The sequence below is a fragment of the Rhodobacter sp. genome (genome assembly GCA_020637515.1).
GTDB lineage: Bacteria > Pseudomonadota > Alphaproteobacteria > Rhodobacterales > Rhodobacteraceae > Pararhodobacter.
In genome coordinates this window covers 1,228,416-1,242,539 of sequence record JACKKG010000001.1, presented here as the reverse complement: position 1 = coordinate 1,242,539, position 14,124 = coordinate 1,228,416, and the positions used below count along the sequence as shown (strand labels likewise).

The 14,124-nt window shown below is 71.3% G+C and carries 9 protein-coding genes; 5 read left to right on the top strand and 4 right to left on the bottom strand.

The window, feature by feature from the left end; genetic code table 11:
- Window positions 1-21 precede the first annotated feature (21 nt).
- Window positions 22-3,216, top strand: coding sequence for a 4Fe-4S dicluster domain-containing protein (locus tag H6900_05985; GenBank protein ID MCC0072823.1), 3,195 nt, complete (start codon window positions 22-24; stop codon window positions 3,214-3,216).
- Between the two features lie 86 nt (window positions 3,217-3,302).
- Window positions 3,303-4,331 (top strand): LLM class flavin-dependent oxidoreductase, encoded by a 1,029-nt coding sequence (locus H6900_05980; protein ID MCC0072822.1) that lies wholly within the window; start codon window positions 3,303-3,305, stop codon window positions 4,329-4,331.
- On the opposite strand, the gene H6900_05975 is transcribed toward H6900_05980, so the two are convergent.
- Window positions 4,328-5,884, bottom strand: coding sequence for an exodeoxyribonuclease VII large subunit (locus H6900_05975; protein ID MCC0072821.1), 1,557 nt, complete (start codon window positions 5,882-5,884; stop codon window positions 4,328-4,330). The genes H6900_05980 and H6900_05975 overlap by 4 nt on opposite strands.
- A gap of 67 nt (window positions 5,885-5,951) precedes the next feature.
- Here H6900_05975 and purD point away from each other — a divergent pair, with 67 nt between their 5' ends.
- Together purD and recO are read left to right on the top strand one after the other, a co-directional pair.
- Window positions 5,952-7,214 (top strand): phosphoribosylamine--glycine ligase, encoded by a 1,263-nt coding sequence (purD, locus tag H6900_05970; GenBank protein MCC0072820.1) that lies wholly within the window; start codon window positions 5,952-5,954, stop codon window positions 7,212-7,214.
- Window positions 7,215-7,217: 3 nt separating this feature from the next.
- On the top strand, window positions 7,218-7,943 hold the full coding sequence (gene recO, locus H6900_05965; protein ID MCC0072819.1) for a DNA repair protein RecO: 726 nt from the start codon (window positions 7,218-7,220) through the stop codon (window positions 7,941-7,943).
- A gap of 216 nt (window positions 7,944-8,159) precedes the next feature.
- Here recO and rpmB read toward each other — a convergent pair whose 3' ends face one another.
- Window positions 8,160-8,441, bottom strand: a complete 282-nt coding sequence (gene rpmB, locus H6900_05960; protein MCC0072818.1) for a 50S ribosomal protein L28 — start codon at window positions 8,439-8,441, stop codon at window positions 8,160-8,162.
- Between the two features lie 106 nt (window positions 8,442-8,547).
- Window positions 8,548-9,582: a methylmalonyl Co-A mutase-associated GTPase MeaB gene (gene meaB / locus H6900_05955; protein ID MCC0072817.1), complete on the bottom strand. Its 1,035-nt coding sequence runs from the start codon at window positions 9,580-9,582 to the stop codon at window positions 8,548-8,550.
- 632 nt (window positions 9,583-10,214) lie between these two features.
- On the opposite strand from meaB, the gene hrpB reads away from it, so the two are divergent.
- On the top strand, window positions 10,215-12,824 hold the full coding sequence (gene hrpB / locus H6900_05950; protein MCC0072816.1) for an ATP-dependent helicase HrpB: 2,610 nt from the start codon (window positions 10,215-10,217) through the stop codon (window positions 12,822-12,824).
- Window positions 12,825-12,854: 30 nt separating this feature from the next.
- On the opposite strand, the gene H6900_05945 is transcribed toward hrpB, so the two are convergent.
- Entirely contained in the window at window positions 12,855-14,081 is a 1,227-nt protein-coding gene (locus tag H6900_05945) for an FAD-dependent monooxygenase (GenBank protein MCC0072815.1), read from the bottom strand.
- Between the last annotated feature and the right edge of the window lie 43 nt (window positions 14,082-14,124).

The following is a 14,124-nucleotide window of genomic DNA, read 5'->3' as shown; positions in this document are numbered from 1 at the left end:
CGACCCTGACGGAGCGCCGCGATGCCCTTGTTTTCCCATGCCGATCGTCCCGTCCATCTGGGCCCCTTCCCGATGGAGCGTCTGCGCCGGGGGGGCACGCCCGACCTGTCGGCCCTGCCCTGGTCGCGGCCGCTGGCCTTTGACCATCCCGACCCGCAATCGCTGAGCCACGCCATGGCGCGCTATCAGACGATGTTCGACACCGTGCGCCAGGGTCCCGTCGTCCATGCCGAGGCCGAGATCCCAGACGACCCGCAGGACCGTTCGAACCACCTGAAGGCCGCGGGCCATTATTTCGACGCGGCGCTGATGGGGGTCTGCGCGCTGGTGCCGGACCATCATCTGCCCAGCCCGCACCGCAACCCGATGATCGACGCCCTGCGCGCAGAACTGGAGCAGGGCCAGCCCAAGACCCACGCCGCCGGCATCGACGCGATCTATGCCGACATTCTGGATGCCGCGCGCAGCCCCCACGGGCCGGTCACCGCGCACCGGTTCGCGCTGGTGATCGCCGTCGATTACACCCGCGACCCCGTGCAGGGCGAACCCGGCACCGACTGGTTGCACGGCACCCAGGCGCAGCGGGCGGCGCTTTTGGCGAACAACACCGCCGTGGTGCTGTCGTCCTATCTGCGCATGCTGGGCCATGATGCGCGGGCGCATTCGGCCTCGACCTCCGAGGTGGATCTGCCGCGCCTCGCGGTCAGTGCGGGGTTGGCCTTTGCCCGGGACGGGCAGGCGGTGAACCCCTATCTGGGCACGCGCTACGGGCTGGCCGCCGTGACCACCACCTTGACGCTGGCACCCGATCAGCCGCTGGTGGGCGACGGGCGCACGGGCCGCAGCCACGGCGTCGCGTGGTGGACCGGCGCCGCCGCACCGCGCCGCGCCGCCACGGCCGAGGCCTTTGCCCACCGCGAATTCCGCATGGGCCCTTATCCGTTCGAGCGCCTGAAACGGGTCGAGGAACCGACCACGCTGATCGACGAGGCCCGCGTGCCGCGCTTTCCCAAACGCGCCGATTTCTTTGCCCGCGCGCTTTACGGCGACATGGGCAAGGCCGTGCAGGAGGGCGCCAAGGGCGGCCGCTACGTGGCGAAATCCCCGATCGGCGCCTGCGCCCGCCGCGCGCTGGGGGCGCTGTTGCTTCTGCAATTCGGCGAGGCGCGGGGCCCGGTCGTGGCCTCCGACCCCGAGAGGAACGCCGACAACCTCAAGGCTGCCAGCTATTACCTGTCCACCGACGCCGTCGGCCTGAGCCGGGTGCCCGACTGGGCCTATTACTCGCACAATTCCGCCGGCGAGGCGATCACCCCCTATCACGCGAATTCGGTCAACATGTTGCTCGATCAGGGGCACGAGACGATGGAGGGCGCCTCGGGCGACGACTGGATCAGCGTCGCGCAGTCGATGCGCGCGTATCTGCGGTTCTCGCTGCTGGGGGGCGTGGTGGCGGAACAGATCCGCCGGCTGGGCTATTCCGCCCGGGTGCATTCGGTGATCGACGGGGACGTGCTGCAACCGCCCCTGCTGTTGCTGTCCGGCCTGGGCGAGGTCAGTCGCATCGGCGAAGTGATCCTGAACCCCTATCTGGGCCCGCGCCTGAAATCGGGCGCGGTCACCACCAACATGCCCATGCGCCACGACAAGCCCATCGACTTTGGCCTGCAACGGTTCTGTGGGGCGTGCAACAAATGCGCGCGCGAATGCCCCTCAGGGGCGATCACGGCCGGTCCAAAGCTGATGTATAACGGCTATGAGATCTGGAAATCCGACGCCGAGAAATGCGCGCGTTACCGCATCACCAACCAGGCCGGCGGCATGTGCGGGCGCTGCATGAAGACCTGCCCCTGGAACCTGCAAGGGCTCTTTGCCGAGGCTCCCTTCCGCTGGCTGGCGATGACAGCTCCGGGCTCGGCCAGGGCGCTGGCGGCGCTGGACGACCGGCTGGGGCGCGGGGCCATCAACCCGGTCAAGACTTGGTGGTGGGACATCGAACTGGACAAGCCCGGCACGCGCTATGTCCGCGCGGGCGCAACCAATCGCCGGGATCTGAGCCGCGACCTGGACCTGAAATACGAGGATCAGACCCTGGCGGTCTACCCGGCGGACGTGATGCCCCTGCCCTTTCCCATCACCCAGCCCCTGAACCGCGAGGCCGGGATCGAACGCTATCGCCAGTTGCTGACACCCGAGGAATACCGCAACCGCCTGGCGCGCGGCCAGATCGCGGGGCTGGCCCCCGGGCCGGGCGTGGCCGGTGAGCCGCCGGTCTTTCCGGTGACGATCACCCGGCGCGAGGATCTGAGTGACGACACCGTGCGCTTCGAACTGACCCGCGCGGATGGCCAGCCGCTGCCGCCATTCGACGCGGGCGCGCATATCGACGTGATGATCGCGCCCGAATATCAGCGCGAATATTCGCTGGCCGGCGATCCGGCGGACGGATCGAAATACGTGCTGGGCATCCAGCGCGAACCGCAGGGGCGCGGCGGATCGATCCTGATCCACCGCGTGTTCCGCGAGGGGCGCCGGCTTTTCGTCACTCCGCCCACGAACCTGTTCCCGCTGGACGAGGACGCGCCCTTTACCCTGCTGATCGGCGGCGGCATCGGCGTCACGCCGATGCTGACCATGGCGCACAGGCTTCACGCGCTGGACCGCGACTTTCGCCTGCACTATCTGGCGCGCGGCGTCGCGCCCTTCGCCGCCGAAATCGCCGCCGCCCCCTGGGCCGCGCGCGCGCAAACGCATGTCAAGACGGATGGCCCGCGCGTGGACCTGGCCACGTTGATCCCACCCTACCGGCCCGGCGCGCGGCTCTACACCTGCGGCGGCGCGGGGTTCATGGACGGCGTCTTTGCCACCGCGCAGGCGCAGGGCTGGCCCGAGGACGCCCTGGCGCGCGAATATTTCGCCGTGCCCGAGGCGCCCGAGTATGTGAACCACCCCTTTACCCTGCATCTTGCGAAATCGGGACGCGACATACCCGTGCCGGCCGATCAATCCGCGACCGAGGCCCTGGCAGGGGCGGGCATCGCGGTGCCGGTGAAATGCTCGGACGGGATCTGCGCGGTCTGCGCCGTCGCGCATCGCTCGCCCGACGGGATCGAGCACCGCGACTATGTCCTGTCCGCCAGGGAACGCGCCGCCAAGGTGGTGCTTTGCTGTTCGCGCGCCGCCACCGAGGGGGGCACGATCACGCTGGACCTGTGAGCCTGCGCACACTCCACCCTGCGCGCCCGCGCCTTTACCGGCGGCGGGCGGCGGGCTAGCTGTGGACCACCAGCAGGAGCTTTCACATGACCCCGATCTCGATGGGACTGGATACCTTTGGCGATGTTTCCACCGGCGCCGACGGGCGGCCGAAGCCGATGGACCAGGTGCTGCGCGACGTGGTGGACGAGGCCGTCTATGCCGATGATCTGGGCATCGACTTCATCGGGCTGGGCGAACACCACCGCGACGACTTTGCCATTTCCGCGCCCGAGATCGTGCTGGCGGCGATCGCCGGGCGCACCGCGCGTATCAAGCTCGGCACCGCCGTCACGATCCTGTCCACCGACGACCCGGTGCGCGTATTCCAGCGGTTCTCGACGCTGCACGCGGTGTCGGGCGGGCGGGCGGAACCGATCCTGGGGCGCGGCAGCTTCACCGAAAGCTACCCGCTGTTCGGCTACGACATGCAGGACTATGACCAGTTGTTCGAGGAAAAGCTGGACATCTTCGCCCGCCTGCTTCGCGACAAGACCGTGACCTGGCGAGGTCAGACTCGCGCGCCCTTGCAGGGGGTTACCGTCTATCCGCCGCTGTCGCAGCCGATGACCACCTGGGTCGGCGTCGGCGGCAGCCCCGAATCGGTGGTGCGCGTCGCCCGGCAGGACCTGCAACTGATGCTGGCGATCATTGGCGGCGATCCGTTGCGCTTCAAGCCCTATGTGGACCTTTACCACCGCGCGGTCGCGCAACTGGGCACCCCCGCCCGGCCCATCGGCATCCATTCACCTGGTTTCGTGGCCGACACCGACGAGGCCGCGCGCGAGGGGATGTGGCCCCACTATCAGGCGCAGTTCGGCCGCATCGGGCGCGAACGCGGCTGGCCGCCCGTGACCCGCGACCGCTTTCTGGCCGAGGTCGAGCAGGGCGCGCTGTTCGTCGGCGCGCCGGACACCGTGGCACGCAAGATCGTGCGCGCGGTCCGGGGGCTGGGGGTGCAGCGGTTCGACCTGAAATACACCTCGGGGCCCGTGCCGCACGCCGCGAACATGGCCTGCCTGAAGCTTTACGGCGAACGGGTGATCCCGATGGTGCGCGACATGCTGGCCGGCTAGAACAGGCTGCCCTGGCCCGGCCCCGGTTCGGTCGGTTTCTTGCGCGGGCGCGGCGACGCGGCCAGCGGCATCGCGTCCAGGGTGCCGTCGCGCATCTGCACGGTGAACTGCGCCAGCGCCCGCACCGCCTCGGCATCGGTGAGGGGCCGGCCGTCGGCGTCACGCACCACGGCATAACCGCGCGCCAGCGTCTGCTCATAGCCCAGTGAACCGTGCATCCGGCCCAGCGCGTCCAGCCGGTCGCGCCGGCGCGCCAGATCGGCCAGCAGCGCGGGCCGCATCCGTTGTCCCCGCGCCTCGAGCCGTTCGGCTGCGCGGGCCAGGTCGCGCACAAGCTGCCCCTGCGGCAAGCGCAGCGCGGCCAGGCGGTCGCCCTTGCGCGCCAGACCCGCCGCCAGCGCGGGCGCCAGCCGCCCGGCGCCGGCCGCCAGCCGGTCGGCGCGCTGTTCCAGCCGGTGCCGCAGCACCCCCGGGCGCAGCCCGGCTGCCGCGCGATTCAGGTCCAGCGCCTTGCGCTGCGCCAGGGCCTTGAGCGATCCCGCGAACCGGTCCGACACGCGGTCGAAGCGTTGGGTCGGCGTGGCCAGCAGCGCCTCGGCCCGGGGCAGCGCGCGCGACAGGTCCCTCAGACGCTGCTCGCGCGCCTGCACCGCCCCCGTCGCCGCCCGATGAAGCCGGGCGCCCAGCGTTGCGACATGCGCCAGCAGGTCCGCCCGCACTGGCACGGCCAGCTCGGCGGCGGCGGTCGGCGTCGGCGCGCGCAGGTCGGCGGCGTGGTCGATCAGCGTGGTGTCGGTTTCATGCCCGACGGCGGAAATCAGCGGGATCTCCGACGCTGCCGCCGCGCGCACCACGGCCTCGTCGTTGAAGCCCCACAGATCCTCGATCGAGCCGCCGCCGCGCGCAACGATCAGCACATCGGGGCGCGGCACCGGCCCGCCCGGCGCGATCGCGTTGAACCCCTTGATGGCGCGCACCACCTCGGCAGGGCAGCGTTCGCCCTGCACCGCCACCGGCCAGACGATCACCCGGCGCGGAAAACGGTCGGCCAGCCGGTGCAGGATATCGCGGATCACCGCCCCCGAGGGCGAGGTGATGACGCCGATCACCTGCGGCAGATAGGGGATCGGACGTTTGTTCCCGGCGTCGAACAGCCCCTCGGCCGCCAGCGCCTTGCGCCGCGCCTCGAGCATCGCCATCAGCGCGCCGGCGCCGGCGGGTTCGACATTGTCAACCTGAAGCTGGTATTTCGATTGCGGCGCATAGGTGGTCAGCCGGCCGGTCGCGATGACCTCCATGCCTTCCTCGGGTCGGATCGCCATGCGCGCGACCTGCCCCTTCCAGGACACCGCGGCGATCACCGCACGGTCGTCCTTGAGGTCGAAATACATGTGCCCGGTGCGCGCGACCATGACGCGCCCCACCTCGCCGCGCACCCGCACGCGGCCGAATTCGCCCTCGAGCGCGCGCTTGACCGCCCCGGACAGGTCCGAAACGGTGAATTCATGCGCATTGCCGCCCGGGCCGGGCAGGTCGTCGTCGATCAGGTCCATCGGTCTCGCTTGTGTCGGTCCGCCCCAGACCTTAGAACGCCGGGCAACGGCGGCCAAGGGGTGCGACATGAACATTCTGGTTCTTGGGGGGGGCGGACGCGAACACGCGCTGGCCTGGGCGATCAAGCAGAACCCGAAATGCGACCGCCTGATCGTCGCGCCCGGCAACGCCGGCATCGCCGCGATCGCGGAATGCGCCGCGCTGACGCCCGAGGACGGCGCGGCGGTCGTCGCCTTCTGCGAGGAAAACGCCATCGATTTCGTGGTGATCGGCCCCGAGGCGCCGCTGGCGGCCGGGGTCGCGGATGCGCTCAGGACGGCGGGCATCCTGTGCTTCGGCCCCTCGGCGGCGGCGGCGCGGCTGGAAAGCTCCAAATCCTTTGCCAAGGAAATCTGCGACGCGGCCGGTGCACCCACGGCGGGCTGGGCCCGGTTCTCGGATCTGGCGGCCGCCAAGGCGTATGTCCGCGCGCAGGGCGCCCCGATCGTGGTCAAGGCCGACGGTCTCGCCGCGGGCAAGGGCGTGATCGTCGCGATGACCCTGGACGAGGCCCTGGAGGGCCTGGACGAGATCTTCGGCGGGGCCTTTGGCGCGGCCGGCGCCGAGGTCGTGATCGAGGAATTCATGCAGGGCGAGGAGGCCAGCTTTTTCGTGCTGGTCGATGGCGAGACCGTGCTGCCCATCGGCACCGCCCAGGACCACAAGCGCGTCGGCGAAGGCGACACCGGCCCCAACACCGGCGGCATGGGTGCCTATTCCCCGGCTCCCGTGCTGACCGATACCATCGCCCGCCAGGCGCTGGACGCGATCGTTCGCCCGACCATGGCCGAAATGGCACGGCGCGGCACGCCCTATCAGGGGGTGCTCTATGCCGGGCTGATGATCGACAACGGGCGCGCGCGGCTCGTGGAATACAACGTCCGCTTCGGCGACCCCGAATGCCAGGTGCTGATGATGCGGCTGGGGGCCCAGGCGCTGGACCTCATGCTGGCCTGCGCCGAGGGGCGCCTGGCCGAGGCCCGGGTCAACTGGGCCGACGACCACGCGATGACCGTGGTCATGGCCGCGAACGGCTACCCAGGCGCCTATGACAAGGGCACCGAGATCAAGGGCCTGGACGCCCTGCCCGAAGACAGCTTCACCATGGTCTTCCACGCCGGCACCCGCACCCACGAGGGCCACCTGCTTGCCGCGGGCGGGCGGGTGTTGAACGTCACCGCGCGCGGCGCGACCCTGGCCCAGGCCCACGCCCGCGCCTATGCGCTGGTGGACGGCATCGACTGGCCCGGCGGGTTCTGCCGCCGCGACATCGGCTGGCGGGCGCTCTGACGCATGGAATGGACGGGTGACGGCATCCTGCTGACGGCACGTCCCCACGGCGAGAACGCCGCCATCGTCGAGGTTCTGACCGCAGCCCACGGCTTGCACAAGGGCGTGGTGCGCGGCGGCACCGGGCGCCGCATGGCGCCGGTGCTGCAACCGGGCAACACGCTGGCACTGACCTGGCGCGCGCGGCTCGACGATCACCTGGGCCATTTCACCGCCGAAATGCAGCGCAGCCGCGCCGGCGCGATCCTGGGCGATGCCGACCGGCTGGCGGCGCTGAACGCCCTGACGGCCCTCGCGTCCTTCGCCCTGCCCGAACGCGACCCGCAACCGCGTCTCTACGCCGTGACCCAGGGCCTTCTGGACCGGCTGGCGACCGGCGCGCCGTGGTTCGGCGCCTATCTGGGCTGGGAGCGCACCCTGCTCGAGGAAACGGGCTATGGCCTCGACCTGGGCGATTGCGCGGTCACCGGCGAAACCGGGGAGCTGGCCTATGTCTCGCCGCGCAGCGGGCGGGCAGTCAGCATCCGCGGCGCGGGCGCGTGGGCCGATCGCCTGTTGCCGCTGCCGGCGCTTTTGCGCGCGGCGGACGGGCCGGACGACCGCGCACAGATGGCACAGGGCTTGCACACGACGGGCCATTTCCTGCGCGACACGCTCGCCCCGGGGCTGGGCCACCGCCCCTTGCCAGAGGCCCGCGCCCGCCTGGAACGCCGCTTCGCCCCACGCTGACCGCACCCGCCTGCGGCGTCGCGCCACCGCCACCCCTCGCAGAGTGCGGGCACGGGGTTTCCAAAGGGGGTGAAGACCCCCTTTGGGCAGGGGGTGCGGGGGGCGGCAGCCCCCCGCCTGCCCCGTCAACCCGTCAACCCGTCAACCCGCCCGGGCAAAAACGCAAAAACCCCGTCACTCGGGACGGGGTCTCGGCGTGCCTCGAGGGCAGATCGCTCAGGCAGCGGCCTTGGCGATTTCCTTCTTGATGGCCAGCGCGCGGTCCGACAGTTCCACGTCCTTGGCCTTCGCCAGGAAGGCGTCCAGCCCGCCCCGGTGATCGACCGAGCGCAGCGCGGCGGCCGAAATGCGCAGCTTGTAGGCCTTGCCGGTGACTTCCGAGGCCAGCGTCACATCCACCAGGTTCGGCAGGAAGCGGCGCTTGGACTTGTTGTTGGCGTGGCTCACGTTGTTGCCCGACATCGGGCCTTTTCCGGTCAGTTCGCAACGGCGCGACATGGTCTCATCCTCGTCTTTGTCAGGCGGGCGCGGGCCCCGAAATGGGAAAGCGCCGTCAACAGCAAAGGGCGCCACCGCAGCAGCGCCCGGAATCTCGAAGGGCCTATTAGGCGGAATCGGCACCCCCGTCAAGGGATTCGCCATCCGATTGCGGCCCGCTCTGCAGGCTGGCCAGCATGGCCCGGGCCGCCGCCCCGGCCGCCGCCTCGCCGCGCGCCACGCGTTCAGCCAGTTCGGCCATGCGCGCGCGCGCCTGCGGGGTTTCCAGTCGGGCCAGCAACGCCTGGCGCACCTCCTCGTGGAACCAGTGCCGGGCCTGCGCCGCGCGCCGCGCCTGCCATTGGCCATGCGCGCGCCGCCAGTTGCCCAGCGCGTCGATTTCGCCCCAGACGGTGTCCAGCCCGCGTTCCTCCAGCGCCGAGGCGGTCAGCGCCTTGGGAAAGCCGGGCGCGTCCTGCGGCCGGCGCCTGAGCAGCCTGAGCGCCCCCGCATAATCGGCGCAGGTGCGCGTTGCCGTGGCCTTGAGGTCGCCGTCGGCCTTGTTCACAACGATCAGGTCGGCGGCCTCCATGATGCCGCGCTTGACGCCCTGCAACTCGTCGCCGCCGGCCGGTGCCAGCAGCAGAACGAACACGTCCGACAATTCCGCCACCACGGTTTCCGACTGGCCCACACCGACCGTTTCGATCAGCACCACGTCGAACCCGGCCGCCTCGCACAGTGCCACGGCCTCGCGCGTTCGCCGCGCGACGCCGCCCAGATGCGTCTGGCTGGGCGAAGGGCGGATGAACGCGCCCGGCAGCCGCGACAGGCGCTCCATCCGGGTCTTGTCGCCCAGGATCGACCCGCCCGTCCGCGCCGAGGACGGGTCCACCGCCAGCACCGCCACGGTCAGGCCCCGCCCGCACAGCATCGTGCCCAGGGCCTCGATAAAGGTGGACTTGCCGACCCCCGGCGTGCCGCTCAGGCCGATTCGCAGCGCCTGCCGGTCGTGACCCGCCAGCGCCCCGAGCAGCGCGGTGGCCTGCTCGCGGTGATCGGCGCGGGTGCTTTCGACCAGCGTGATCGCCCGCGCCAGCGCGCGGCGATCCCCGGCGAGAATCCGCTGGGCCAGGTCGTTCTGGGGGTTGTGCTGGCGCATGAAACCGTCAACCTTCCGGGCGTGGTGTCTGCCACGCTGTTTGCCCTGCCCGGGGCGGGAATGTCCAGCCCGGGCGTCGGAATGGAGGGTCCGGTGCCCCGTCTCGCCCGTCTCGCGCTGCTGTTGACCCTGGGCCTCGCGGTGCCTGCCTCGGCGCTCGAAGCGCGGTTCGAGGTGCGCTACGGCATCCTGCACGTGGCGGATGTGACCGTCTCGGCAAGCGAGGACGCGCAAAGCTATGCCGCCGAGGGGCATGTCGTCACGGCCGGGCTGGTGGGGCTGTTGCGCTCGGTGCATCTGGACCTGTCGGTGCAGGGCCGGCGGCAGGGCGAGACGCTCGATCCGCAGCACTATCGCGGCGACGTCGATACCGGGCGGCGGCAGATCCAGTCGGAACTGGCCTATACCGACGGCGTGCCCCGCATTCTGGCGCTGGCCCCGCCGGAACCCGCGCAACCCTGGGACATCGACGCCGCCGATCAGGGCGGCACGCTGGACCCGATGAGCGCCCTCTATTACCTGCTGCGCCCGCGCCCCGAGGTGCCCTGCGGGCAGGTGCTGGAGCTGTTCGACGGGCGGCGCCATTCGCGCCTGCGCGTCGATGCCGCGCATGTTTCGGGCAACGATGCACAATGCTCGGGTGCCTATATCCGCGTCGGCGGGTATTCCGCGACCGAACTTCAGGATTACCAGGCGCTGGCCTTTTCCCTGGACTATCGGCGCGACGCGGGCGGCGACTGGCAGTTGACACGCATCGTCACCCATACCCCTTATGGCCGGATGCGCGTCCTGCGCCAGTTCTGACCACCGTGAGCCCCCTGCCCCTGGATACCCTGCCCATCGACCCCCTGCTGCCGCAGCTTGTGCAGGCCGTGCAGCGCCATGGCCAGGCGGTGCTGCAAGCCCCCCCAGGCGCTGGCAAGACGACCCGCGTGCCGCTGGCGCTGCTGGAGGCGGTGCGCGGGAAAATCGTCATGCTGGAACCGCGCCGACTGGCCGCGCGCGCCGCCGCCGAGCGCATGGCCGAAACCCTGGCCGAGGGGGTCGGCGCGACTGTGGGGTATCGCGTCCGCGGCGACTCGCGGGTCAGCAGGGCCACCCGGATCGAGGTGGTGACCGAAGGCATCCTGACCCGGATGCTGCAATCGGACCCCGCGCTCGACGGCATTGGCGCCGTGATCTTCGACGAGTTCCACGAGCGCAGCCTGAACGCCGACCTGGGGCTGGCGCTGGTGCTGGAAAGCCGCGCCGCGCTGCGCGAGGACCTGGTGCTGATCGTCATGTCGGCCACCCTGGACGCGGCGCCGGTGGCCGCGCTGATGGGCGGTGCCCCCCTACTGACAGCCGAGGGGCGCGCCTTTCCGGTGGAAACCCGCTGGCTGGATGCGCCCGTGCCGCGCGAGGCGCGCCTGCCTCAGGCGGTGGTCGATCTGACCCTGCGCGCGTTGGCCGAGACCGAGGGCGGCGTGCTGGTCTTCCTGCCCGGCGAGGGCGAGATCCGCCGCACCGCCGCCCTGCTGGCCCCGCACCTGCCGGCCGAGGTGGCGTTGCAACCGCTCTTTGGCGCAATGGATTTCGCCGCCCAGCGCGCGGCGCTGGTGCCGCTGCCGACGGGGCGCAAGCTGGTGCTGGCGACGGCGATCGCGGAAACCTCGCTCACCATTCCCGATGTGCGGGTGGTGGTGGACGCGGGCCAGGCCCGCCGCGCGCGGTTCGATCCCAATTCGGGAATGGCGCGGCTGGTGACGGAACGCGTCTCGTTGGCCGAGGCCGAGCAACGGCGCGGGCGTGCCGGGCGCGTGGCGCCGGGGGTCTGTTACCGGCTGTGGACCCGGGGGCAGGAAGGCGCCCTGCCCGCCTTTGCCCCGGCCGAGATCGAAACCGCCGATCTGACCGGGCTGGCGCTGGAACTGGCGCTGTGGGGGTCGGCCGATCTGGGTTTCCTGACGCCGCCGCCCCCCGGCCCCATGGCCGAGGCGCGCGCGCTGCTGGGCGATCTGGGCGCTCTGGACGCGGGCGGGCGGATCACGCCGCATGGCCGGGCGATGGCCGCGCTGCCCCTGCACCCCCGGCTGGCGCACATGCTGCTCATCGCCGGACAGGGCGCCGCGCCGCTGGCCGCGCTGATCGCCGATCGCGACCCGCTGACCGGGGCGCCCGCCGACCTGACGCTCAGGCTGCGGGCGCTGGCAGGCGAGCGCGGCCCGCATCCTGCAAAGCGCGAGACGCTTGAACGGATCCGGACCGAGGCCAGGCGCCTTGCCCGGCTGGCCCCGCCCGACCGGGGGCTGGACCCGGCCGAGATGGCGGCGCTGGCCTATCCCGACCGCATCGGTCTCAGGCGCCGGGGCGAGGCGCCGCGCTACCTGTTGTCGGGCGGCAAGGGCGCGGTGTTCGACGCCGCCGATCCGCTGGCGCAGCAGCGGCTGATCGTCGCGACCGATCTGGATGGCGACCCGCGCGAGGCGCGCATCCGTCAGGCGCTGCCGATCGGCGAAGCGGCCCTGCGCGCCCTGTTCGGCGACCACATCGGCTGGCACGATCTGTGCGAATGGTCTGCGCGTGAGGGCCGCGTGATCGCCCGCTCGCGCGAGAGGCTGGGCGCGCTGGTTCTGGCCGAACGCCCCTGGGACGCGCCGCCTGAGGCGCGCGCGCGCGCCGCGCTGGACGGCCTCAGGGCGCAGGGGCTGACGCTGGGTCCCGCCGCGCGGCGCCTTCAGGCCCGGGTGGCGCTGTTGCGCGCGCAAGGGGTCGCGTTGCCCGATGTCAGCGACGCGGGCCTGCTGGACCGCGCCGAGGACTGGCTGCTGCCCCACCTGACGCGCGTGCGCACCGCCGAGGACCTGAAAGCCCTGGATCTGACCGAGGCCCTGCGCGGCGCACTGGACTGGGACCAGATGCAGGCGCTGGACCGGCTTGCGCCCGCGCATTTCGAGACCCCGCTGGGGCGCAAGGTGGCGATCGACTACGCCTCGGGTCAGCCGGAAATCGCGGTGCGGCTGCAAGAGATGTTCGGCGTAACGCGGCATCCGACGGTCGGACCGAACCGGCTGCCGCTGAAGGTGACGCTGCTCAGCCCGGCGCAAAGGCCGGTGCAGGTGACGACCGATCTGCCCGGGTTCTGGGACAGCTCGTATGCCGACGTGCGCAAGGACATGCGCGGGCAATACCCCCGGCACCCCTGGCCCGAAAACCCGCGCCAGGCCGACCCGACCCTGCGCGCGAAACCGCGCGGCACCTGAACCGGAACCCGCCGCCCCGCGCGGCGCCGATCAGACCGGCAGGCCCTGCATCATCCGCGGTTCCGCCGCGTTCAGACCGGCGGCCTCGCGGATGAAATAGCGCCGCGCGGCGGGCAGCGCATTGACCACGCCCAGGCCGAGTCCGCGCACCGCCTCAAGAAGCGGGTTGCCGTTGGAAAACAGACGGTTCACCGCATCCATCCCGACCGCCATGCGCACCGTGTCAAAACGCCGCCAGTCCTGATAGCGCGCCAGCACGTCGGGCGCGGCGATGTCTTCGCCGCGGCGCGCGGCTTCGATCATCACCTCGGCCAGTGCCGCGACATCCCGCAGGCCCAGGTTCAGCCCCTGGCCGGCAATCGGATGCACACCATGCGCCGCGTCGCCCACCAGCACCAGCCGCTCGGCCACGAAGCGCTCGGCCACGGTCAGCCGCAGGGGATAGGCAAACCGCCGCCCCGCCAGCGCGATCTCGCCCAGGAAGCGGCCGAATCGGGGTTTCAGAACCTCCAGATAGGCGGCGTCATCCAGCCGCTGGATCGCCTCGGCGGTGGCGGTGCGTTCGCTCCAGACGATCGAACTGCGATGGCCCGGCAGCGGCAGGATCGCCAGCGGCCCCGGCGGCATGAAGAACTGATGCGCGACCCCGCCGTGCGGTTTTTCGTGGTCGATGGCGCAGACCAGCGCGGTTTGGCCATAGTCGTGCCCCCACCGCTGGATGCCGGCGCGTTTCGCCACACCCGAATCGCGCCCGTCCGAACCGACCAGCACGCGCCCCTTGAGGACCCGCCCGTCGTCGAGCGTGACAGCGATTCCCCCGGGCCCCGGCTCTTGCGCGATGACGCTGGCGCCCGAATGCAGCGTGATACCCGGCGCGGCCTGCATCGCCGCCAGAAAGGCCGCGTAGAGATGCCGGTCCTCCAGCATCTGGCCCATGGCGCCTTCTTCGATCTCGGCGGCGTCGAACCCCAGCATCAGGGGCGAGGGCCCCTGACCGGCGTGCCCCTGGCTGGCCCGGATGCCCAGGATCGGCTGCGCCTTGTCCTGAAGCCCGCGCCATAGCCCCAGCGCCTGCACCACCTTGACCGAGGCAAGCGCCAGCGCATAGGCGCGCCCGTCAAAGGTGACCTCGGCCCGCAGATCGGCCGGGCGCGCGTCGATCACGGCGACCGAAAGCCCCCCTTGCGCCAACGCCAAGGCCAGGGCGGGGCCGTTCAGCCCACCGCCCGCGATCAGGATATCCGCGTCGTGTTCCATGCCCCCACCAATGCACGCGCGCGCGGGATTGTCCATGCGACGC